The 22,981-nt window shown below is 72.5% G+C and carries 20 protein-coding genes and 1 pseudogene; 6 read left to right on the top strand and 15 right to left on the bottom strand.

What is annotated here, in order from left to right; genetic code table 11:
* The first annotated feature begins 4 nt into the window (after window positions 1–4).
* Window positions 5–3,490, top strand: a complete 3,486-nt coding sequence (locus O7622_RS11525; RefSeq protein ID WP_282313342.1) for an ABC transporter ATP-binding protein — start codon at window positions 5–7, stop codon at window positions 3,488–3,490.
* A gap of 22 nt (window positions 3,491–3,512) precedes the next feature.
* Here O7622_RS11525 and O7622_RS11530 read toward each other — a convergent pair whose 3' ends face one another.
* The 4 genes from O7622_RS11530 to O7622_RS11545 form a co-directional block, all read right to left on the bottom strand.
* A complete protein-coding gene (locus O7622_RS11530; RefSeq protein WP_282313343.1) occupies window positions 3,513–4,580 on the bottom strand; it encodes an NADH:flavin oxidoreductase/NADH oxidase in 1,068 nt (355 codons plus the stop codon).
* A 66-nt stretch (window positions 4,581–4,646) separates the two neighbouring features.
* Window positions 4,647–5,927: a dicarboxylate/amino acid:cation symporter gene (locus O7622_RS11535; RefSeq protein WP_030503453.1), complete on the bottom strand. Its 1,281-nt coding sequence runs from the start codon at window positions 5,925–5,927 to the stop codon at window positions 4,647–4,649.
* 137 nt (window positions 5,928–6,064) lie between these two features.
* Window positions 6,065–6,730, bottom strand: a complete 666-nt coding sequence (locus O7622_RS11540) for a DUF998 domain-containing protein (RefSeq protein ID WP_282313344.1) — start codon at window positions 6,728–6,730, stop codon at window positions 6,065–6,067.
* Complete coding sequence (locus O7622_RS11545) at window positions 6,723–7,688, bottom strand: glutathione S-transferase C-terminal domain-containing protein (RefSeq protein ID WP_282313345.1); 966 nt, start codon at window positions 7,686–7,688, stop codon at window positions 6,723–6,725. Before O7622_RS11545 ends, O7622_RS11540 begins: the two co-directional genes overlap by 8 nt.
* 98 nt (window positions 7,689–7,786) lie before the next feature.
* Here O7622_RS11545 and pcaF point away from each other — a divergent pair, with 98 nt between their 5' ends.
* From pcaF to O7622_RS11565, 4 genes are all read left to right on the top strand, one after another.
* Window positions 7,787–8,992, top strand: a complete 1,206-nt coding sequence (gene pcaF, locus O7622_RS11550; RefSeq protein WP_282313346.1) for a 3-oxoadipyl-CoA thiolase — start codon at window positions 7,787–7,789, stop codon at window positions 8,990–8,992.
* 116 nt (window positions 8,993–9,108) lie between these two features.
* Window positions 9,109–9,927 carry an SAM-dependent methyltransferase gene (locus O7622_RS11555; RefSeq protein ID WP_282313347.1) on the top strand — a complete coding sequence of 273 codons (819 nt, stop codon included), beginning with the start codon at window positions 9,109–9,111 and terminating at the stop codon, window positions 9,925–9,927.
* A gap of 4 nt (window positions 9,928–9,931) precedes the next feature.
* Window positions 9,932–12,082, top strand: a complete 2,151-nt coding sequence (locus tag O7622_RS11560) for an EAL domain-containing protein (RefSeq protein ID WP_282313348.1) — start codon at window positions 9,932–9,934, stop codon at window positions 12,080–12,082.
* Window positions 12,083–12,173: 91 nt separating this feature from the next.
* Complete coding sequence (locus O7622_RS11565) at window positions 12,174–12,674, top strand: DUF456 domain-containing protein (RefSeq protein ID WP_282313349.1); 501 nt, start codon at window positions 12,174–12,176, stop codon at window positions 12,672–12,674.
* On the opposite strand, the gene O7622_RS11570 is transcribed toward O7622_RS11565, so the two are convergent.
* The 11 genes and pseudogenes from O7622_RS11570 to O7622_RS11620 all read right to left on the bottom strand — a co-directional run bounded on the left by O7622_RS11570 (window position 12,671) and on the right by O7622_RS11620 (window position 22,576).
* Complete coding sequence (locus O7622_RS11570) at window positions 12,671–13,027, bottom strand: hypothetical protein (protein WP_282313350.1); 357 nt, start codon at window positions 13,025–13,027, stop codon at window positions 12,671–12,673. The two genes, O7622_RS11565 and O7622_RS11570, sit on opposite strands and share 4 nt — an antisense overlap.
* Window positions 13,028–13,057: 30 nt before the next feature.
* On the bottom strand, window positions 13,058–14,149 hold the full coding sequence (locus O7622_RS11575) for an S-(hydroxymethyl)mycothiol dehydrogenase (protein ID WP_282313351.1): 1,092 nt from the start codon (window positions 14,147–14,149) through the stop codon (window positions 13,058–13,060).
* Window positions 14,150–14,200: 51 nt separating this feature from the next.
* Window positions 14,201–15,445 (bottom strand): ATP-grasp domain-containing protein, encoded by a 1,245-nt coding sequence (locus O7622_RS11580; protein WP_282313352.1) that lies wholly within the window; start codon window positions 15,443–15,445, stop codon window positions 14,201–14,203.
* A 9-nt stretch (window positions 15,446–15,454) separates the two neighbouring features.
* Window positions 15,455–17,050: a class I tRNA ligase family protein gene (locus O7622_RS11585; RefSeq protein WP_282313353.1), complete on the bottom strand. Its 1,596-nt coding sequence runs from the start codon at window positions 17,048–17,050 to the stop codon at window positions 15,455–15,457.
* Complete coding sequence (locus tag O7622_RS11590; RefSeq protein ID WP_282313354.1) at window positions 17,047–17,412, bottom strand: cupin domain-containing protein; 366 nt, start codon at window positions 17,410–17,412, stop codon at window positions 17,047–17,049. The genes O7622_RS11585 and O7622_RS11590 overlap by 4 nt, the downstream gene beginning before the upstream one ends.
* A gap of 3 nt (window positions 17,413–17,415) precedes the next feature.
* Complete coding sequence (locus O7622_RS11595; RefSeq protein ID WP_282313355.1) at window positions 17,416–18,738, bottom strand: SidA/IucD/PvdA family monooxygenase; 1,323 nt, start codon at window positions 18,736–18,738, stop codon at window positions 17,416–17,418.
* 8 nt (window positions 18,739–18,746) lie between these two features.
* Window positions 18,747–19,850, bottom strand: a complete 1,104-nt coding sequence (locus tag O7622_RS11600; protein WP_282313356.1) for an FAD-dependent oxidoreductase — start codon at window positions 19,848–19,850, stop codon at window positions 18,747–18,749.
* A gap of 273 nt (window positions 19,851–20,123) precedes the next feature.
* On the bottom strand, window positions 20,124–21,386 hold the full coding sequence (locus O7622_RS11605; RefSeq protein WP_282313357.1) for an MFS transporter: 1,263 nt from the start codon (window positions 21,384–21,386) through the stop codon (window positions 20,124–20,126).
* 561 nt (window positions 21,387–21,947) lie between these two features.
* Entirely contained in the window at window positions 21,948–22,139 is a 192-nt protein-coding gene (locus O7622_RS11610; RefSeq protein WP_282313358.1) for a DUF397 domain-containing protein, read from the bottom strand.
* A gap of 2 nt (window positions 22,140–22,141) precedes the next feature.
* A pseudogene (locus O7622_RS11615) lies at window positions 22,142–22,291 on the bottom strand (Scr1 family TA system antitoxin-like transcriptional regulator); the annotation flags it as partial.
* 96 nt (window positions 22,292–22,387) lie between these two features.
* Entirely contained in the window at window positions 22,388–22,576 is a 189-nt protein-coding gene (locus O7622_RS11620; protein ID WP_282314110.1) for a DUF397 domain-containing protein, read from the bottom strand.
* Between the two features lie 251 nt (window positions 22,577–22,827).
* Here O7622_RS11620 and O7622_RS11625 point away from each other — a divergent pair, with 251 nt between their 5' ends.
* Window positions 22,828–22,965 carry a hypothetical protein gene (locus O7622_RS11625; protein WP_282313359.1) on the top strand — a complete coding sequence of 46 codons (138 nt, stop codon included), beginning with the start codon at window positions 22,828–22,830 and terminating at the stop codon, window positions 22,963–22,965.
* The last annotated feature ends 16 nt before the right edge of the window (window positions 22,966–22,981 follow it).

The following is a 22,981-nucleotide window of genomic DNA, read 5'->3' on the forward strand; positions in this document are numbered from 1 at the left end:
TTCCATGCGCCTGCTCCGAGACCTCTGGGCCACGGCACCCCGGCGGATGGCGGCGGTCCTGCTGCTGATCGTGCTCGGCGCCGGTGGACAGGCGGCCGCATCCGCGCTGGCCGGGCCGGTGCTGGTGCACCGCTCGTCCGGCTGGTTCGTCGCGCTGGCGGTCGCGCTCGTCGCCGCTGTCGTCACCGACCTGCTGATCGGCCTGATCATGGCCCGGCTCACCGCCGACTGGTCGGCCGAGGTGCGGCGGCGGCTCTGCCGGGTCGCGCTCGGCCAGGACCTGCCCACCCTGGAGACCACGCCGGTCGGCGAACTGCTCGACCGGATCGACAACGACGTCTACCAGGTCGCCGCCGAGATGCGGAACACCGGCGTACGGCTGGCGCAGGGCCTCGCGGTCTGCGCCCTCGCGACGGTGAGCGCGCTGATCGTCTGGTGGCCCGCCGGTGTCGGCATGATCGTGCTCACCTCGCTGCTCGCGGTGACGCTGCGCCGCCCGACCGCCCGGATCGCCCCGGCCCGGATGGCCGAGGAGGAGGCGTGGTCCGACCTCGCGGCGGTGATGGAGGAGGCGGTGCACGGGCAGGACGACGTGCGCACCAGCCTCGCCCGGCCGTACGTGCTGCGCCTCTACGCCCGCCGCGCGGCCGAGGTGATCGCCCGGTGCAGCCGGGTGTTCCGGCTCTCCGCCCGGGTCACCGCGGTCGCCGCCGGCGCGGTACGGGTCGGCATCGCGGGCGTGGTGGTGGGCGGTGCGTGGGCGCTCGCCACCGGCCGGGTGGACGCCGCCCGGCTCACCGCGATCTGGCTGCTGGCGATCGCGTTCGGCGCGACTGTCGAGCACATCGCCCGCTGGGTGCCGCACCTGCAACAGGCGTTCGGCGCGTGGGGCCGGGTGCAACTGCTGGCCGGGTCGCCGCAGGAACCGGACGGCGGGGCCAACCCGGTCGACGGCGACCTGACCGTGCGCGGGCTCACCTACCGCTACCCGGCCGGCGGGGACGACCGCGGGCCGGCGCTGCGCGACGTCCACCTCGACTTCGTCCGGGGCCGCTCGTACGCGCTCGTCGGGCGTACCGGCTCGGGCAAGTCGACGCTGGCCAAGGTGCTCACCCGGGCGGTGGACGTGCCGCGCGGCACGGTGTTCCTCGGCGGAGCCGACCTGGTCGACCTGGACGTGGAGGAGCTGCGCCGGTGGATCGCCGTGGTGCCGCAGCGCACCGAGATCCTGGCCGGCACGCTCGCCGAGAACGTGGCGCTGTTCGACCCGGAGCTGCTGGACGCCGCCGAGCGGGCGCTCGCCGAGCTGGGCCTGGCCGGCTGGATCGCCGAACTGCCCGACGGCGTGCACACCCGGCTCGGCGACGGCGGCTACGTGCTCTCCGCCGGGCAGGAACAGCTCGTCGCCTTCGCCCGCATCCTGGTCCGCGACCCGCACGTGGTGATCCTCGACGAGGCCACCGCGCGGCTCGACCCGGTCACCGAGAGCCGGGTACGCGAGGCCACCGAACGGCTGCTCACCGACCGGATCGGCATCGTCATCGCGCACCGTCTCTCCTCGGTGCGCCGCTGCGACGAGGTGGTCGTGATGGCCGACGGCGCGGTGCTGGAGGCCGGTCCGCTGCGCGAGTCGGCCCGCTTCGCCGAACTGCTCGCCACCAGCCACGCCGGGGCGTACGCCGGAGTGGGCGCCCGGCGCGGCGGTGTGGACCTGCTCGACGCGCCCGCCTGGGACGACGCGCCCGCCACACCGGCCGCGCCCTCGACGCGGCCGGCCGCCGTGCCGCGCACCGACCCGCCACCGGCGCCGCCCTCGCCGCCCGCGCGGACCATGCGGGAGATCCTCCGGCTGGGCACCAACGACCCGCGGTACGGCCTGGTCTCGGTCGCCCTGTTCGTCGTGTTGACGGTGCTCGGGATGGACGGCGCGGTGCTGCCCTGGCTCTGGGCCGACCTGGTCGGCGGCGGCGAACCCTGGCTGCCGGCGCTGGGCATCGTGGCCGGGCTGCTCGTGGTGCTGCCGGTGCCGTACCTGACGAACCTGTGGTTCCCGCAGTGGTGGATCCGGCAGATGCTGCGGATCAGTGCCCGGCTGGTGCACGGGCAGACCGGCGCGCGCCGGGTCAGCGGGCACACCCCGGCCGAGGTGGTGGCCCAGGGCGGCGACACCGACCGGGTGGTGCACCTGGCCGACAACCTGATGGACCAGTTCATCTCGCTGGTCATCGTGGTCACGATGACGCTGGTGACCGGCAGCTTCGTACCGGCGGTGTTCTTCGTCGGCACGATGGTGGTGTCCGGGCTGGCGGCGACGCTGTTCGGGCCGCGGCTGGAACGCACCGCCGCCGGCACGGTGAAGGCGCGCGCCGCGTTCGCCACCGCGCTGGTGTCGGCGCTGTCCGCCGCCCGTACGGTGAAGCTGGCCGGCGCCACCCGCCCGGTGCTGCGCCACCTCGCCCGGCTGGACGAGGTACGCAGCGAGCGGCAGCGACGCGAGATCGCCATGCAGGTGTGGGCCCGGTCCACCCCATCGGTCGCCAGCGGTCTGCTGCCGATCGGCGCGTGGGCGCTCTACCTGGCCGGTGAGCTGTCCGCAGGTGCCACGCTGGTGGCCGTGTCCACACTGGGCGCGGCCCGCTGGTTCGCGTGGACCACCGCGTCACTGGTGTCGCAGTACCCGTCGGCGCGCGTGTGGACCAAGCGGACGGTGGCGATGACCGGCGAGGCCGTGTACGCGGCGCCGGTGCCCGGCCTCGATCTGGTCGCCGGCACCGCGCCCGCACCCGAGCCGCCGCCCCGGCACCCGCTGCGCCGCCTGGAGCTGGCCGGCTTCGGCGCGCTGCACTCCGACGGCACGCTCGCCGTCCGCGACGTCGACCTGGTGGTCGAGCGCGGGCAGTTGGTGCTGGTCGTCGGGCCGGTCGGGTCCGGCAAGTCGTCGCTGCTGCGCGCGCTCGCCGGGGTCGTGGACCACGTCGGCGAGCTGCGCTGGAACGGTGACCCGGTCACCGAGCCGGAGATGTTCCTGCGTCCCAACCAGGTCGGGTACGTGGGACAGTTGCCCCGGGTGCTCTCCGGCACGGTGGCCGACAACATCGCGCTCGGCCACCAGGTGGACGCCGCCAGGGCGGTCTCGACCGCCCAGCTCGAACACGACCTGGCCGCGGCCGGGGGCGGACTCGGGCTGCTCATCGGGCACAAGGGCACCCGGCTGTCCGGCGGTCAGCTCCAGCGGCTGGCACTGGCCCGGGCGCTCGCCCCGCGTACCGAGCTGCTGGTGGCCGACGACGTGTCGTCGGCGCTGGACGTGAGTACGGAGCTGGCGCTGTGGGCGGCGCTGCGCGAGCACGGGGTGACTGTGGTCGGCTCGACCGCGAAGCGGGCCGCCCTGGTCCGGGCCGACCGAGTGGTGGTGCTGATCGACGGCACCGTGGCCGACCAGGGCACCTGGACCGACCTGGAACCCCGCTGGAACCACCTGGCCGGCTGACCGCCCCGCCCTCCCGGGTGGGTCAGGAGGCTCGGGTGTACTGGTCGGGCCAGGTTGGGGTGGCGCCTAGCTTGGCGGCGGCGCGGCGCGGCCAGTACGGGTCGCGCAGCAGTTCCCGGCCCAGCAGCACCAGGTCCGCCTCGCCGCCGGCCACGATCTGCTCGGCCTGCTCGGGCTCGACGATCAGGCCCACAGCGCCGGTCGGCACCCCGGCGTCGCGGCGGATCCGGGCGGCCAGCGGCACCTGGTAGCCGGGTCCGACCGGGATGGACGCCCGGACCGCCGCGCCGCCCGAGGAGGTGTCGACCAGGTCGGCACCGGCGGCGGCCAGTTCCCCGGCGAGCACCACGCTGTCCTCGACTGTCCAGCCGTCGTCGGTCCAGTCGGTGGCGGAGATCCGGGTCAGCACCGGCACGGACTCGCCGACGGCGGCGCGTACCGCGCGGGCCACCTCCAGCGTGAGCCGCATCCGGGCGGCCCGGTCACCGCCGTAGCCGTCGGTGCGCCGGTTGGTCAGCGGGGACAGGAACTCGTGCAGCAGGTAGCCGTGCGCGGCGTGGATCTCCACGGCGGCGAACCCGGCGTCGAGCGCCCGCCCGGCGGCGGTGGCGAAGGCGTCCACCACGGCCGCGATGCCCGCCTCGTCCAGCGCGGTGGGCGTGCGGTACTCCGGCACGAACGGCTGGTCACCCGGGCCGACAGGGGTCCAGCCGCCCTCGGCGTCCGGCACGCCGCCGCGCGCCGGTGCCCACGGCCGGTACGTGGACGCCTTGAACCCGGCGTGCGCGAGCTGCACGGCCGGCACCGCGCCGTGGGCGGCGACGAACGCGGTGATCGGCCGCCACGCGTCGACGTGCGCGCCGGACCAGAGCCCGGTGTCCTGCGGGCTGATCCGGCCCTCGGGCACCACCGCCGTCGCCTCGGTGATCACGAGCCCGGCCCCGCCGACCGCGCGGGAGCCGAGGTGGACCCGGTGCCAGTCGGTGGGCAGGCCGTCCGGCCCGGCGCTGTACTGGCACATGGGTGCCAGCGCGATCCGGTTGGGCAGCGTGACGCCGCGCAGGGCGAGCGGGGTGAACAGGGCGCTCATTCTCGGATCCTCCGGTCACAGCAACGGGTGCCCCCTTCTCCGGAGACGCACCCGACGAGGTGTGGATCAGGCGGGTACGGGGTCGAGCCGCTCGGTCTCGGCGGGCTCGATCAGGTCGCGCTTGCCGGCCGAGTCGTACGCGGCCCGGTCGAGCGTGCCCTCCCGGGCGGCCACGATGGTCGGCACCACCGCCTGCCCGGCCACGTTCGTGGCGGTACGGATCATGTCCAGGATCGGGTCGATGGCCAGCAGCAGGCCGGCCCCGGCCAGCGGCAGGCCCAGCGTGCTCAGGGTCAGCGTCAGCATGACGATCGCGCCGGTCAGTCCGGCGGTCGCGGCCGAGCCGACCACCGAGACGAACGCGATCAGCAGGTAGTCGGTCACGCCCAGGTTCACGCCGAACACCTGCGCCACGAAGATCGCGGCGAGCGCCGGGTAGATGGCGGCGCAGCCGTCCATCTTCGTCGTGGCGCCGAACGGCACCGCGAAGGAGGCGTACTCGCGGGGGACGCCGAGGCGCTCGACCGAGCGCTGGGTCACCGGCATGGTGCCCACCGAGGAGCGGGAGACGAACGCCAGCTCGATGGCGGGCCAGGCGCCGGCGAAGAAGCGCAGCGGGTTGAGCTTGCCGGCCACTGCCAGCAGCACCGGGTAGACCACGAACAACACCAGCGCGCAGCCGACGTAGACGGCTGTGGTGAACTTCGCGAGCGGGGCCAGCAGGTCCCAGCCGTACGAGGCGACGGCGTTGCCGATCAGGCCGAGCGTGCCGATCGGGGCGAGCCGGATGACCCACCAGAGCGCCTTCTGCACGATCGACAGCAGCGAGCGGTTGAGCGCCACGAACGGCTCGGCGGCGTCGCCGACCAGCAGCGCGGCGGCGCCCACCACCAGAGCGAGGAAGACGATCTGGAGGACGTTGCCCTCGACGAACGCGCCGACCGGGTTGGTCGGGACGATGCCGGTGAGGAAGTCGATCCAGGAGCCGGTGGTCTTCGGGGCTGTGGCACCGGCCGGGTCCAGGTCGACGCCCCGGCCGGGGTCGGTGAGCAGGCCGATGCCGATGCCGATGCTCACCGCGATGAGCGCTGTGACGCCGAACCAGAGCAGCGTCTTGACTGCCAGCCGGGCGGCGTTGGCGACGCCGCGCAGGCTGACCACGCTGACCACGATGGCGGTGAAGACGAGCGGCGGCACGGCGAGCTTGAGCAGCTGGACGAAGAGGCCGCCGACGGTGTCGAGCGTGCTGGTCAGCCAGGCGAGGTCGGCGGCGCGGGCGAGGAAACCGAGCGCCACGCCGAGCACGAGGCCGAGCAGGATCTGGACGGAGAAGGGGATTCTGCGCAGGGCGGAGGTCATGAGGACGGATCCAAGGTCTGGAGAAGGAGGGCGGGCGTCGGGGGCGTGGAGCTACGCCGGACAGACGCCGCTGGCCTGCCGTCGCAGATCGACGTACAGGCGCTCGGTGAGGCACCAGACATTGGTCATCGTCGCGACACGTTACTCCCGTCCCGCGCCGGAACGGAAGGACCGTCGCCGGTGAGGATCCTTACAGCCAGGTAGCCGGAGGTGGCCAGTCCCCAGGCGGCGACCACGACCAGCAGCACCCGTTCCGACACCCCGAGCAGCGCGCTGCGCCCGACCAGCAGCAGCGCCAGCGCGACCACCACGGCCACCGGCAGCGCCAGCGCCGCGCCGACCGCGGCGATCCGCCGCAGCCCCCGGTCCGCCGGGGAGAAGAGCAGCGCCAGCATGGCGAGGACCACGGCGGCGGTCGCCGCGATGCTCGCACCGCCGTGCACCAGGTCGGCCACCGTGGTCGCCTCGAACGGCGGCAGCGGGCAGCCCTCGCTGCACGTGACAGCGCCGGAGAGCACAGTGGCGACCGCGCCGGTGCCGAGCAGCCCGGCCACCGCCCGCAACCTCGGCGGCAGCGCCCCGGCGAGCAGCAGCAGCGCCGCGGCCACCGAGAAGATCCCGATCCGGTACGCCCCGGCGTACCCGCTGTCGGTGATGCCCGCCTCGCTCACGTACGCGATGGGGCCCGGGCCGGGACCGGCGACCACCGCGACGGTGACCGCTGCCGCACCGGCGGCCAGGCAGACGGCGGCGAACGCGGCGGCGATCCGGCGGCCGGTGTCCTCAGCCACGTCCGTGCGGGGTGGTCCAGCCGGACTCGTCCGGGCCCAGCGGCACGATCCGGGTCGGGTTGATCATGTCGTGGGTGGCGTAGTAGTGCCGCTTGATGTGGTCGAAGTCCACCGTCTCGCCGAAGCCGGGCGTCTGGAACAGGTCCCGCGCGTACGCCCAGAGCACCGGCATCTCGGTGAGCTTGCGCTCGTTGCACTTGAAGTGCCCGTGGTACGCCACGTCGAAGCGCACCAGCGTGGTGAACAGGCGTACGTCCGCCTCGGTGATCGCGTCGCCCATCAGGTAGCGCCGCCCGGCCAGCCGCTCGCTCAGCGCGTCCAGCCGCGCGAACAGCGCGGTGAACGCCTCGTCGTACGCCTCCTGGGAGGTGGCGAAGCCGCACCGGTAGACGCCGTTGTTGACGTCCCGGTGGATCTCCGCCATCAGCGCGTCCATCTCCGGGCGCAGCTCGACCGGGTACAGATCCGGCGCGTCCGGCGCGTGGAACCGCCGCCACTCGGTCGAGAGGTCCAGCGTGAGCTGCGGATAGTCGTTGGTGACCACCCCTCCGGTGAGCGTGTCCACGAGCGCCGGCACCGTCACCCGGCCGGTGTAGTCCGGGTCGGTGGACAGGTACGCCTCGGACAGGAAGCCGATGCCGAGCACCGGGTCGAAGCCGTCCGGGTCGAGTGCGAACCGCCAGCCCCGCTCGTCCCGGATCGGGTCGACGGTGCCCAGCGAGATCACCTCGTCCAGCCCGAGCAGGCCGCGCACGATCCGGGCCCGGTGCGCCCACGGGCAGGCCCGGCACCAGATCAGCCGGTAGCGGCCCGCCTCCAGCGGCCAGCGTCCCTGCTCGTCCGGCCCCCCGCCCCCGGGTGACGTGGAGTGCGGGGTGACCCGGCCGGTGAACCGGTTGGGCTGGCGGACGAACGCGCCGCCGCCGCTGGTCTCTGCGCTGAACTGGGCCCCGGACATGCGGCAAACCTATCCGCTCCGGTCACGGATATCCTGGCGCCGGGTACCCCCGCGACCCGCCGACCGACCCCTTCCCACCCCCGAAGGACGTACGCGCGATGACAGTGGCCTATCTCGTTGCCGGAGTCCGCACCCCGATCGGCCGGTACGCCGGCGCCCTGGCCGGAGTCCGCCCCGACGACCTGGCCGCGCACGTCGTCCGCGAGCTGGTGGCCCGTCACCCCTCGGTCGACTGGGCCCGCACCGACGACGTGATCCTGGGCTGCGCCAACCAGGCCGGCGAGGACAACCGCAACGTGGCCCGGATGGCCGCGCTGCTCGGCGGCCTGCCGGAGGAGGTGCCGGGCAGCACCGTCAACCGGCTCTGCGGCTCCGGCCTGGACGCGCTCGCGTCCGCCGCCCGCGCGATCGTCGCCGGGGAGGCCGACCTGGTGGTGGCCGGCGGCGTGGAGAGCATGAGCCGCGCGCCGTTCGTCATGCCGAAGGCGGCCACGCCGTTCGCCCGCACCGCCGAGGTGTACGACACCACGATCGGCTGGCGGCTGGTCAATCCCCTGATGCGCAAGGGGTGGGGCATCGACTCGATGCCGGAGACGGCGGAGAACGTGGCAGCCGAGTTCGGCGTGGACCGGGCCGCGCAGGACGCCTTCGCGTACCGGTCGCAGCAGCGGGCCGCCAAGGCGCAGGCCGACGGGCGGCTGGCCGAGGAGATCGTCCCGGTGACGGTGCCCGCGGGCAAGCGCGAGACGAAGCTGGTCGAGGCCGACGAGCACCCGCGCGAGACGTCGCTGGAGAAGCTCGCCTCGCTGCCCACCCCGTTCCGCGACGGCGGCACCGTCACCGCCGGGAACTCCTCCGGCGTCAACGACGGCGCCGTCGCGCTGCTCGTCGCCTCCGCGGCCGCCGTCGAACGCTACGGCCTCACCCCGCTGGCCCGGGTACGCGGTGCCGCGTCCGCAGGCGTACCGCCGCGGATCATGGGCATCGGCCCGGTCCCGGCGACCCGGAAGCTGCTCGGCCGGACCGGCCTGTCGCTCGCCGACGTGGACGTGATCGAGCTGAACGAGGCGTTCGCCGCGCAGTCGGTGGCGGTGCTGCGCGAACTGGGCCTGCCGGAGGACGCCGAGCACGTCAACCCCGGTGGCGGGGCGATCGCGCTGGGCCACCCGCTCGGCGCCAGCGGTGCCCGGCTGGCGTTGACCGCCGCGCTGGAACTGCGCCGAAGGGGTGGCCGGCGGGCGCTCGCCACCATGTGCATCGGCGTCGGCCAGGGCATCTCGCTGCTGCTGGAATCGGCCGCCTGACCCGGGTCGGCAGCATCGCCTCCGGTGGATCTCCCGAACCCGGCCGTACCGGCCTAGAGTGGTCTGGACCACATGATCCGCCATCGACGGCGGACGACGACCTGGGGGACCGAGCGATGCAGACGCCGGAGAGCCTGCCCACCGAGATCGACCTGAACCGGCCGAGCGCCGCCCGTGTCTACGACTACTTCCTCGGCGGGGCGCACAACTTCGAGATCGACCGGCAGCTCGCCGAACAGATCGCGGCCATGACGCCGAACCTGGCCGCCACCATGCGCTCCGGGCGGGAGTTCCTGCGCCGGGCCGTACGGGTGCTGCTCGACGCCGGCATCGACCAGTTCCTCGACATCGGCTCCGGCATCCCCACCGTCGGCAACGTGCACGAGGTGGCCCAGGCCGCCGACCCGCAGGCCCGCATCGTGTACGTGGACATCGACCCGGTCGCGGTGGCGCACAGCCACGAACTGCTCGCCGGCAACGAGCGGGCCACGGCGGTCCTGGCCGACCTGCGCGAGCCGAAGCTGGTCCTGGACCACGCCCGCGCCAGCGGCCTGATCGACTTCGACCGGCCGCTGGGCATCCTGCTCGCCGGCGTGGTGCACTTCGTGCCCGACACCGACCGCCCGGCCGACATCCTGGCCACGCTGCGGGCCGCCGCCGCGCCCGGCAGCTACCTGGTCATCTCCCACTCCACGTTCGAGGACCAGCCGCAGGAGATGCTGGACGCGCAGCGGCTGTCGGCGCGTACCGCCACGGAGATCACGCTGCGCTCCCGGGCCGAGATCACCGGCTTCTTCGGCGACTGGACGATCCTCGAACCGGGCGTGGTGCACATGCCGCTGTGGCGGCCCGACTCCCCGTCGGACGTGGACGAGCACCCGGAGCGGTTCGGTGCCTTCGGCGGCGTCGCCCGGCACGACCGCGCCGACGGCTGATCCCATGCGCGCCCCGGACAGCGACGGGGGAGACGTCAGCCGGCCCGGCGCCGCCGCGTACGCCGCCGAGTGGGCTCGCGCGGTGCGCCGCATCGGGTTCGTGCCGCTGAGCGCTGCCGAGACCGAGCGCCTGCTGGTGCCGCTCACCGAGCGACTCGGCGAGGCCCTGCTCGCCCCCACCTTCTCCGCCGGCCCGGCGGAGGAGGTGGGGCGTGCCCTGGTCCAGGCGCACCTCACCGAGCCCGGCGTGCTCGACTGGTCGGTGCAGGCGCTCGGCGACCGGCTCCTGCCCTGGGTGCTGCCGTCGCGCACCGAGTCGCCGGAGCTGCGCGAGCGGGTCGCGCTGTTGCAGGGCGCGTTCGCCGCCGGGTTCGCCCGCGCGCTGCGCGACCGGGTCTTCAGCCAGCAGGAGCGGATCGCCCGGTCCGCGTGGCAGGCCCGGGACACCGTGGAGCAGGCGCTGCGGGACAGCGAGGCCCGCTTCCGGGCGGTCTTCACCGGCGCCGCCATCGGCATCGGCATCGCCGGTGTGGACGGGCAGATCATCGAGGTCAACCAGTCGTTCGCGGACATGCTCGGCTACGCCGTCGCGGAGATGCGGCGGATGAACGTGTCGGCGTTGTTCCACCCCGACGACGCGGCCGGGATGTGGGAGGTGTACCAGGAGCTGATCGAGGGCAAGCGGGACAGCGCGCGGGTGGAGAAGCGCTACTACCGCAAGGACGGCAGCGTGGTCTGGACCGACCTCGCGGTCTCACTGATCCGGTACGACGACGGCCGCCCCCGGTTCACCGTCGCCATGGTGGAGGACATCACCCAGCGGTACGAGTTGCAGCAACGGCTGCGCTTCCAGGCGCTGCACGACCCGCTGACCGGGCTGCCCAACCGCACGCTGTTCTTCGAGAAGCTCGGTGACGTCTTCGACGGCGCCGGCCCGGACCAGCGCGTCGGGCTGTGCTTCATCGACCTGGACGGCTTCAAGGCGGTGAACGACAGCCTCGGGCACGACCTGGGCGACCGGCTGCTCAAGGTGATCGCCCGCCGGCTGAGCGACTGCGTGGCCGGGCGCGGTCACGTGGTGGCCCGGATGGGCGGCGACGAGTTCGTCATCCTGGTCGACTCCGACGGCGGCATCGACGACGCGGTGGAGGTCGCCGAGCTGGCCCTGGCCGCGGTGTCCGCGCCGGTGCACGTCGCCGACCAGCAGCTCGCCGTGTCCGCGAGCATCGGCATCGTGGAGTGCCCGGCGGCGGAGACGAGCGTCGGTGACCTGATGAAGGCCGCCGACACCACGCTCTACTGGGCCAAGGCGGAGGGCCGGGGCCGCTGGGCGGTGTACGACCCGGAGCGCAGCGCCGCCGACATCGCCCGTTCCGCACTGGCCGCGAACCTGCCCGCCGCGCTGGACCGGGGCGAGTTCGTGCTGCACTACCAGCCGATCGTGTCGCTGCTGGACGGCACGATGGTGGCGGTCGAGGCGCTGGTGCGCTGGCAGCACCCGGAGCTGGGGCTGATCGGGCCGGACCGGTTCATCGGGCTGGCCGAGGAGACCGGCCTGATCGTCCGGCTCGGCGCCTGGGTGCTGCGCCAGGCGTGCCGCGACGCCGAGTCGTGGCGGCGCGCGTACCCGGACACCACGCCGGTGGTGAGCGTCAACCTGGCCGCCCGGCAGGCCGACGACCCGGCCATCGTGGAGACGGTTGCGGAGGCGTTGCAGCACACCGGCCTGCCGGCCGAGCTGTTGCAGCTCGAACTGACCGAGAGCGCCGTCATGGGCAGCGCCGGCGAGCCGCTGCGGACGCTGCACCAGCTCGCCGGCCTCGGGCTGCGGCTGGCCATCGACGACTTCGGCACCGGCTACTCGAACCTGGCGTACCTGCGGCGGCTGCCGATCCACTGCGTGAAGCTGGCCGGCCCGTTCGTCGAGGGGATTCGGGGTGACGGCGGGGACGCGGTCGCCGACCACCGGGACGAGCGGATCGTGGACGCGCTGGTCCGGCTGGCGCACGCGCTGGAGCTGTCGGTGACGGCCGAGGCGGTGGAGACCGAGGTGCAGGCCGAACGGCTGCGGGCGCTGCGCTGCGACACCGGGCAGGGCCGGCTGTTCGGCGCCCCGATGCCCGCCGACGGCATCCGCGCCCGCCTGGGCGGGTAAGGCGGAAGGGCCCCCTCTTGACGCCTCCGGTAGAGCAGGGGGCCCCGCTTGACACCTCCCGCGCACGCGGCAGGCGAGGAAAGGAGAACCGGTGAGCCTCACCGATTCGCAGGCCGTGGTGTCGGTGGTCGCCGCGCTGGCGATCGTCGCCGGCCTGGCCGGAGTGGTGGTGCCCGGGTTACCGGCACTGCCGCTGTGCTGGGGCGGCGTACTGGTGTGGGCGCTGTTCGGCGACGCCGGGCCGGGCCGCTGGGCGGTGCTCGCCGCCGCCACTGTGATCGCCGCCGGCGGCACCGTGCTCAAGTACCTCTGGCCGGGGCGCAACCTCAAGCGGACCGGAGTGCCCACCACCTCGTTGCTGGCCGGTGGGCTGCTCGGCGTGGTCGGGTTCTTCGTGATCCCGGTGGTCGGGCTGCCGATCGGCTTCGTCGGCGGGATCTTCGGCGCGGAACGGCTGCGGCTGGGCGACACCCGGCTCGCCTGGCCGGCCACGGTGCAGGCGCTCAAGGCGGCCGGGTTGTCGATGCTCCTGGAGTTCACGGCCGGTCTGATGATCGCCGCCCTCTGGGTGGCGGGCCTGCTGTTCGTCTAGCCGACCCCGGCGGGCGCGGGGATCTCCTCGATCCGGGACACACCACTGGCGGCGTGGGCGCCGTGGCGCTGCCACGTCTCGTGCAGGAGGATGCGCCCGTCGGGAAGGATCTCGGGGACGCTGTGGCACTCGCCGACGATGATCCGCCCGTCGTCCAGCACCATGCAGTACGCGAAGTCGAGCGAGCCGTCCGCCCGGCACCGGCCGGTGAGGGTGCCCCGGCGCGCGTGCCCGCCGGTGAACTCGCCCCAGAGCAGATCGCCGTCCTGGTGGTAGTGCGCGACGCGGCTGTGCTCCCCGCTGCCGTCGGCGACCGGCCGGAACCGGCGGCCGTGGTAGTCGATCGTGGGCATGCGTTCTCCTAGGGGTGGTCGGCCGGTCTGTCAGTCGAGCAGGACGACGCTGCGCAGCACCTCACCCCGGCGCATGCGTTCGAACGCCACCTCCACGTCGCCCAGCCCGATCCGTTCGGTGACGAAGAGGTCGAGCGGCAGCCGGCCCTGCAGGTGCAGGTCGACGAGCGCCGGCATGTCCCGGGACGGGAGACAGTCGCCGTACCAGGAGGTCTTGTAGGTGCCGCCGTGCAGGAAGAGGTCCAACAACGGCATCTCCAGCCGCATCGACGAGTCCGGCCGGGCCACCAGCACGAACGTGCCGCCGATCGCGCGTGCCCGGAAGGCCTGCGTCCAGGTCTCGGGCGACCCGGCGGCGTCGATGGTCACGTCCGCGCCGAGACCGTCGGTGATCTCCCTGATCCTGGCGACCACGTCCGGTTCCCGGCTGGCGTCGACGACGTGCGTGGCGCCGAACCGGGTGGCCATCGGAAGCTTCCGCGGATCGATGTCGACGGCGACGATCGTGGTCGCCCCGGCCAGCCGGGCGCCGGCCACCGCCGCGCAACCCACCCCGCCGCAGCCGATCACCGCCACGGTGTCGCCGGGGGCGACGCCGCCCGTGCGCCGCGCCGCGCCCAGTCCGGACATCACACCGCAACCCAGGAGGCAGGCGGCGGCCGGGTCCACCGCCTTGTCGACCGGTGTGCACTGTCCGGCGTGGACCAGGGTGAGCCGGGCGAAGGCGCCGATGCCGAGGGCCGGGCCGAGCGGCTCCCCGGTGGTCAGCGTCATCGGCTGACCGGCGGTGAACTCGTCCAGACACGCCTCGGGCACGCCGCGCCGGCAGGGCCGGCACCGGCCGCACACCGCCCGCCAGTTGAGGATGACCCGGTCACCCGGCGCGACATGGCTGACGTTGTCCCCCACCTGCTCGACGACGCCGGCTGCCTCGTGCCCCAGCAGGTACGGGTAGCCGGAGCCGATGACGCCGTCGCGGTAGTGCAGATCGGTGTGGCAGACACCGCAGGCGAGCACCCGTACGGTCGCCTCGTCCGGTCCCGGGTCCGGCACCACGATGTCGCGGAGTTGCACCGGTTGGCCCGGGCCGAGCGACACCACTGCCTCGACTGTCTGCGCCATGAACCATCGTCCTTGTCTGTCTGTGGAATGAAGGGCGGGCGGGGAGCGACCTCAGCCGGCGAACGTCACCTCGACCAGATCCGCGAACCGGATCATGGTCGAGAAGGCGTCCTCCTCCGAAGCCCCTGTGGTGCCGAGGAAGCCGAGGATGGTGTTGCCGTGCGGTGGGCGCTTGATCACGTCGCCCGGCCGAGCGGTGATCTTCAGGTCGAACGTCTGCGCCGACTCGCTGACCTCGGCCGGTACGTGCACCTCCGCGATGGTGCCGGCCGGGCAGATCAGGCACATGGAGGCGGTGTGCGTGCCGGTGGGCTGGAAGTGCCGCACCCGGGGCCGTACGCCACGGGCGATGTCGACGACAGCCGCGATCGGGTCGTGGTCGGCGGTGAGCCGGGCGATCAGGTCGAGGCCGCCGCCACCGACCCGCGCGGCGATCTCCAGCAGGTACGGCCGGCCGTCGTGGAACCGCACCTCCGCGTGGGCCACGCTGCGGCGCAGCCCTTGCGCCCGCACCCCGGCGGCCACCACCTCGTGCACCGCCGCCAGCTCGCGCGGGCTCATCGACGTCGGGGCGCGGTGTACGTCGTCGTCGAAGGTCTGCCCTTCGAGGGTGACCCGGTCGACCACCGAGCCGAGATAGACCTCGTCGTCCCAGACGACGACCTCCATCAGGTGCTCGGCGCCGTCCAGGAACGACTCCACCAGCAGGCCGCTCGGTCCGAGGTCGACCCCCTCCGGCTCGGAGCGCGCCCAGAACATGTCCCGGCTGCCCTCCTCCGCCTGCGCGTACCGCTCGGCCAGCTCGGCCGGCGACTCGACCTTGAACACGAAGTTGCTGCCCGCCCCGTGCGTGGGTTTGATGATGACCGGGTAGCCGAACTCCGCCGCGGCGGTCTGCGCCTCGGCCAGCGAGGTGGTCAGCCGGAACCGCGGCGAGGGCGCGCCGGCACGCTCGTACGCCTGCCGCATCAGGTACTTGTTGCGGCAGTTCACGGCGGTCCGTAGGCCGATGCCGGGCAGACCGAGCGCCTCGGCCACCGCCGCCACGGTGATCACCGACGACTCCGAGAAGGTCAGCACCCCGTCGAAGCCCTCGGCCTGGTGCCACTGCTTGGCGACGGCGATGATCTCGTCGATCTGGCGGGACCCGGCGATCCGGTACCGGTCGGCGGGCCAGAACTCCGGCTCACCCTCACCGTTGAGCACGTACAGCGTCGCCCCGAGGGCCTCCACCTGCGCGTAACGCGACCGGTAGTAGCCCAGGTACTGGCAGGTCTCGATGGCCAGCAACTTCATCTGTTTCTCCTACGATGCTCGTCCGGCGGCGGTGGCCGGCCTCTGGTCGGATGCGGCCGGCAGCGTCGGCAGCCGGAACATCGTGACCTTCTGCGTCGGCCGGTCGTCGATGCGCAGCGGTACGCCTGCCCCGGCCAGCGTGTCGGTGACGTCGATCAGGATGGGTGCCGCGTACGCCAGCAGGGTCTGCACCTGGGCCAGCACGTCGGCGGCGTTCTCCGCGTCGAGGCCGGTGCGTGCCAGCCGCTCCAGTTGGTTCGCGATCGTGTCGGCGACCCCGGCCGGGCTGAACCGGTCGTCCCGGTAGTGCCGGCCCAGCCGGTCGGCGACAGTCCGGGCCCGGTCCTGGCCGGCGGTGCTCACCGGCAACACGGTGCCGTCCGGGACGGCCAGGTCGGCGAGCGCCGCGGCCAACCGGTTCCAGGGCCGCACCAGCCGGGTGCCGACCACATGTCGCAGGTCGGCCTCGGTGAAGTTGGTGCGCTGGAACTCCGGGGCGGTGAGGGTCAGGTAGAACCGCGCCAGGTCGCGGGGCACCCGGTCCAGCAGGTCGGTGGCGGAGACCAGATGGTCGCGGCTGGTGGAGAACTTCGACCGCTCCAGCTCGTAGAACTCGTTGGTGACGGTGACCGTGGGGGTGGCGTACGGCTGCGGGTGCGACAGCAGCATGGCCAGGTCCAGCATCCCCCAGTGGAAGACGTTGTCGTACCCGTGGAAGTAGACGATCGTCGGCTCCTGGTCGCTCAGCCAGAGCCGGTCCACCCGCTCGGCCGGCCGGCCGAGCTGTGCCGCCGACCACCACGTGCTGTAGATGACCGCGGGCATCGCCTCGATCCACGGGTACAACCGCTGTCCGGGCGTCTCGGCGAACGGCGCCGGCAGCCCCCAGTCACCGGGCACGGTGACCGGCACGTCCGGCAGCGGACCGGCCATCAGTTCGGTGATCAGGTCACGGGCGTTCGGCCGCCACCGTGGCGTGTGCCGGGCGTAGTAGTCGGTGAGCTGAGCGCGTAGCCGTTCCAACGGCAGGACGAGGATCTCCACCTCGCGGTACTCGATCTCGTCGGCGGGGTCGAGCGGGTAGTACGGGTCGAGCAGTTCGTCGAAGTTGTTGGGGTGTCCGCACGCCTCGCACGCGCCGCCGGAACTCTGCGCCAGGCACGTCGGGCAGGTGCCGGCGACGAACGCGTCGTAGAGGCAGACGCCGGCCCGCCGGGCGTACGGGAAGCGGACCGTACGCAGCTCGAAGGCGCCGGCCCGGTGCTGGGCCGAGACGTGGTCGAGCACCGTGCGCCGGTAGGTCTCGTCGATCGGCGGCAGCCCGGGCACTGTGGCGCCCAGCGCGGTGAACGCGCGCCCGATCCGGGCGGTGGCGTCGCGCGCCAGCTCCGCCGGTGACACTCCCAGGACGGCGGCCCGGGTCGCCACGTAGGACTGGCTGTCGTCGGTGCAGGTCGTGTGCAGGACGAACCGGCCTCGCGCGCGCTGGTAGCGGGCGTAGACGTCGGCGGCCAGGTACGGCCCGGCCAGGTGCCCGACGTGCAGGCCCCCGTTGGAGGTCGGCGTGGCCGGGACGACGATCACCGGAGGTTCGCCGAGGGTCATCGGGCGGCCCGGTGGCGCTCGACGAACCGGTCGGCCAGATCGTTGTCCCACCAGATGGCGTACATCTGGAACGGCTGGTCACCGCGGTTGACCACCTGGTGCCGCTCGTGTGGTGGGAAGTGCACGACGTCGCCCGCGACGAAGGGGGTCACGCCGGCGGCGGTGACGAGTTCCGCCTCGCCGGTCATCGCGATCCAGATCTCGTACTCGTGGTGACCGTGCGCCCCCGATTCGCCTCCGGGCGGCACCACGCACCAGGAACCCTCGAAGGGCGCGTTCACCACGTCCCAGGGCATCAGCCGCTGCGCCCGCAGCCCGTTGTCGGGCTTGAGGCCGTCCCGGTCCAGCTTGCGGATCTCCATGACTCAGTCGTCCCTTCCCTCGATGGACCTGCCGTCGGTCGGCCCGGTGCCGACCAGTGCCGGCGGGCTGTCGCCACGTGCGCCGAGCATGTCGGTCACCATCTCGCCGGCTCGGATCGCCAGGACGCTGATCAGTGAGTCCGCGATGCCGTGCGTCGCCTCGTTGACCCCCTGCAGATAGCAGCCGGCGGTGACCGGGTCCGGCGTCACCAGGCGGTAGTTGCGGTCGACCGCGATCTCGGTCACCCCTACCGAGGCGGCGGTCTGCCGGATCAGCGCCGGCATGCCCTGCTCGAAGCCGGTGCCCAGGAGCACCAGGTCGGTGCGAAGCTCGTCGGTGGTCCCACGCAGCCGGTCGTGCACCGTCAACACCACCTCGTCGCCGTCCATCCGGGCGGCGAGCACGTCGGTGAGCGTGTGCATGGCGATCCGGGCCCGGCCGGTCAGCCGGTCCTGGTACATCTGGCGGTACAGCGTGTCGAGCATGCCCGGCGCGAGCCCGGCGTAGTTCGTCCGGTGCATCTCCTGCAACACCTGCGACCGTGCCTCGGCGGAGCCGGCGTAGAACTGGTCGACGAAGGACGGGAAGTACAACTCGTTGGTGAAGGCACTGCTCTCGTAGCCGCGCAGGCCGGCGGAGCGCATCACCATCCGGCACTCGGCGTCCGGGAACCGCTGGTACATCGTCCACAGCATCTCGGCGGCGCTCTGTGCTCCGCCGACGACTGCGACGCGGCGTACCGCAGCCGGGTCGAGCCCTTCCAACCGGGTGGTGAACCCGGTGCTGTGGATCAGCCGGTCGGCGGGGAGGTCCAGGAACGCGGCGGGGATGTTCGGCGCCCGCCCGACCCCGATCACCACGTCCCGGCAGCGGACCACCTCGCCGGTGTCGAACTGGACCCGCCACCGATCCGACACCCCGTCGTCACGCGACGAGACCGGCGTGATCGCGGTGACCGACCGTCCGTACTCCACCTGTACCAGCTCCAGCGACTTGGCCACCCATTGCAGGTAGGCGGAGACCTCCAGCCGGTACGGCAGCGACGTGCCGAGGTTGATGAACTCGTCCAGGCGGCTGGTCGAGTGCAGGTAGTTGACGAAGGAGTAACGGCTGCGCGGGTTGCGCAGCGTCACGAGATCCTTGAGGAAGCCGACCTGGCTCTGCGCCCAGGGCAGCAGCATGCCGCGCTGCCAGGCGATGTCGTCGTGCTGCTCCACCAGCAGGGTCTCCTCGGCCAGGTGGGGAGCCATCTCCTCGACCGCCACAGCGAACGCGAGGTTGGCCGGACCCGCTCCCACCGCGACCACTGACTTGTCTCGTTCCATGCCGTCCCTCATCTCGACGCCTGCTCGCCCCGCCCCCGGCTGACGGGCACCGGGTGCTCGAACATCTGTGGCGGTTCCACGTCGATCGACGCGCACACAGCCGCGGCGGCCAGCCGACTCGACGCCAGAACACTCTTCGCGGCGCCTCCCGCGCCGCCGGTGAAGCTGAAGACCCCCGGCATGCCGTCGACCGGCCGCAGCCGCAGCCCGCCCTGTCCGGCGAAGCAGTCCACGCCGGCGACCGACAGCCGCGGCGGTGGCAGCGGTCCGTCGAGGGCGAGGACGCTCCGGGCGACATCCGACACCCGGTCCAGGTACGCGGGGTCGACGCGGTCGTCACCGGGCGGCGCTCCCCACGCCGAGGTGGCGACACCGAGCAGTACCGATCCGGCCTCGTGGCACCGGCCGTAGAGGGTGGACACGTCGTCGACGAGGCACCCGAGGTCAGGCCGCGCCAGCGGGTAGACGCCGTACTGGATGCGCCGGTTGCGCAGTGGCACCGGCACCAGCGCGTCGGACCACGCACCGGCCGCGACCACCACGACGTCCCGCTGCCGGGCGACGCCGCCCACCGTCACCGCCGGTCCGGCGGTCACCGAGTCGACAGTCTCGGGGTGCACCCGGGCACCTGCCGCGGCAGCCCGGGTGAGGGCGTGGTGGCGCATGGCGTCCGGGCGGACATGACCCGCGTGCCGTTCGACGACCGCGAAGGTGCCCTCCGGCCGGGGAGCGAGGCCGAGTGTCCGCGCTGCCTCCGCGGCGGGCACGAGCCGGGCGGAGCCGCCGAGCAGGTCGTCCAGGAGGGCGAGCTGGTGTTCCGGGTCGGCTCCCGGACGCAGGAAGTAGGAGGAGGTCGACTCCCGGTATCCGGCCGCGCGGGCCAGCGCCGGGTCGCGGCGCAGCTCGGCGAGGCTCTCGGCCGCCAGCCGGCAGTCGTCGAGGTTCGTCTCGAAGCCCCGGACCAGACCACCGGAGGCGGCGGTGGCGTCCCGGTGACGGGTCGCGGCACCCAGGTACAGCTCGACGCGTGCTCCGCCGAGCAGCTCCGCGAGCCGGAGCGTGAGCAGGGCGCCGGCGACCCCGCCCCCGACGACGGCCACCGATCTCCGCACCGGGTCAGGCTTCAACGGTCACTCGGGCCGAAGACGTACGTCGTGCAGAACACCTGTCGTAGCCCACGCATGATCACTCCGCAGCCGGGGAGGAAGAGGTGCCGCTGTGGCGACTGTGGTTGCCGACGATAGAGCGCCGTCGAAGTGACGACAACCGATCGAGGGCGGCGGCGGCGCGTGTGAAGCGCCGCTCTCCCGTAGTGATCACGCCTGTTTCCGTCGAACAGCTTGATCCGATCGCCGTCCGGGCAGCGACGCGGCCCGGACGGCCCGTCACACCTCGACGGGCGGCCGGATGTCCTCCTGCGGGGCCGTGTCGTCGCCGGCTGCGGCGTCCGGGCTCGGCTGGCGGGCGACCAGGAGCACGGAGACGGCCGTCAGCACCACCGAGGCGACGATGGTGGCGGTGTAGTTGTGGTGCAGGTCGGCGAGGATCGCCCCGCCCTGGCTGGTCACCGCCACGGCCAGCATGTGGACCGCCCAGAGCACTCCGAGCGCGGTGCCCCGTACCCCGGGCGGCAGGGCCCGGGTCACCCAGACCGTCGTGGCGACCACGGTGGCCAGGTAGCTCGCGCCGAAGACCGCGCCGAAGGCGATGACGGTGGCCGGGAGGTCGACGAAGAGCAGCATGACCATCGCGGTGGCGCGCAGCGCGTACGCGGCCATCAGGGTGGCGCGCGTCCAGCCGAGATCGCAGAGCCGTCCGGCGGCCAGCGAGCCGGCGATCTCCAACGCGCCCAGCACCGCCACCGCCGAGGCGCCTACCGAGTCGGAGATGCCGTGGTCGTGCAGGTGCGGGAAGAGGTGCACGTCGATGAAGGCCATCGTGGTGCCGCAGCCGACGAAGGCCAGCACCAGCGCGCGCATCTGCGGGTGGCGGAACGTGATCGCCGTCGCGCTCCAGAACGACACCCTCGGCGCCGCCGCCGCCGCGGCCGGCCGCCGCCGGACCGAGAGGCGTACCAGTGCCAGGGAGAGCGGCAGCAGTACGACGAGGAACACCACACCGATGGCGAAGAGCACCCGGTTCCAGGACATCCGGTCGTCCAGGTACGTCCAGAGCGGGACGAGCACGATGAACCCGACCGCCGCGCCGTTCGTGAGCAGCGCGTAGAACAGGCCGCTGTTGCGTCCCTGGAACAACTGGTCGGCCAGCACGCCCAGCGGTACGAAGGAGAGCATCGTGACAGCGACGGCGCCGACCACCCCGTAGGTGAGGACGAACATCCACAACTCACCGGCCGTGGCGCTGACCAGCAGCACGATCCCGTTGAGCGCGGTGCCGATCGCCAGCACCGGGATGGCGCCGATCCGGTCGGCGAGGTGCCCGATCACCGACGACGTGATCGCTGTGACCACAGCGAACAACGTCGTCGCGATCGCCAGGCTGCCGCGGCTGACGTCGAAGCCGTCCGCGATGTTCAGGAAGAAGACCTGGACCGTGCTCTTCAGCGAGGATCCGGCGAGAGAGATCAAAAAGCTGACGGCTGCTGCGAAGATCGCGAAAGCCGTACCCACCTTGGCGGTCCTGGTCATGGAGAGCCTCTGCTTCGGAGTGTGCCGACGATGAACGTAAATGCCGGGACATCCTGGCATGAGCGTCAGTCACTGACCAAGGGTGGTCGCGCCGATACGGTCCGCCGATGGGTGCGGCGGCGCGGGGCGTCCGGAGGGTACGGCCGATCGCCGTACATCAGTGAGAGAGAGGTGGACGCCGCGCGCCGCCGCGGACCGGGCGTTGCCGAGCGCCCGGTGCCGGCCCGTCGGGTCGGGCCTGGTCACGCCCACAATGATGCCCCGGGCGGGACCGGGCGACAACGCAATTACCGGGGTACGCATCGACCACCTTGATCGGCCGGGAGTGCGCGTCCGGTGCCTGCCCGGTCCGGCCCGGTAGGTGGCCTCGACATGAACGACCGGTCGAGCGTCTTCATCCTCGTGACGAGGTGCGCCGGGTCGGCCGCGCCTTGAAGCTCGGCCAACCGAAGGTCCCTGTGCCCCTTGCCGTCGGCTCGAAGGAGGCGCGGAGGCGTCGGACGCCTGAAAACGAAGAAGGCCCTCAGCGCGATGCTGAGGGGCCTTCTTCTGCGCTGCTGGTCAGTGCTGCTTGGCGAACTCCACGAACGAGCGCCAGGTCTGGGGGTCGAAGGTGAGGGCTGGGCCAGAGGGGTTCTTGCTGTCCCGCACCCCGACGATGCCAGAGAGGTTATCGGCCACCTCCACGCACTGCCCGCCGTTGCCTCCACTGCGGCTGCTCTTGCGCCACACGGCACCGGTAAGGTTGCTCATCGTTACATCTCCTTGGCGATCGTGGCTAATAGATCGGCCGATCGGTCCGCGTCGAGCGACAGACCTTCGAGCGCTCTCCAGCTCACAGAGTACGCCGCGACCTCGGATAGCTTGTCGAGATATAGAGCGCCTGTGAGTGACTCGCTGTAGACGGTGCGGCCAGCAGGAAGCCCGGAGTAGCCGCCGAACCCGGCGCACTCGCAACGAAGAAGCCCCTCAGCGCGAAGCTGAGGGGCTTCTGTGTTGTGTCAGGACTTCTTGGCAAACGCGAGAAACGCCTTCCAGTCCTGCGGATCGAAGGTGAGCGCCGGACCGGACGGGTCCTTGCTGTCCCGCACGCCGACGATGTCGGGAAGGTTGTCCGCCACCTCCACGCAGTCGCCGCCGCCGGAACCGCTGCGGGTGGACTTGCGCCACTTGGCACCGATCAGGTCCATGACTTCTTCCTTCATCAGCTCGGTCGACAACCGCCAGGACAGCTATTCATTGCGGACGGATTACCATCTCGACAACAGAGTAGATAGGTCTTCATCCCTCTTACAAGCAACCCGCTAAATTGATTTCCAGCTTACCTACCCAGTTTCCCTCCGCGCTGCTCAGCAGGAGACCAGCCGGGCCACGCTGTGACAGAAGCGGGCCAGCCTGGTCGAGGCTGGCCCGCTTCGCTCAGGGGGCACCGGTACCTGCGGTGGAGATCGCTGTCGTCTCGGTCTGCTTCGTGCTGCTCGGCGTCGCGATCTGGTGGTACGCCTCGGCCCGCAAGCGGTTCACCGGCCCGAGCCGCACCGTCGACCAGGCCGAGCCCGGGCCCGCCGAGCCGTCGTGACGTGTCGGTGGGGCCT

The sequence above is a fragment of the Micromonospora sp. WMMD1076 genome, assembly GCF_029581475.1.
GTDB lineage: Bacteria > Actinomycetota > Actinomycetes > Mycobacteriales > Micromonosporaceae > Micromonospora > Micromonospora aurantiaca.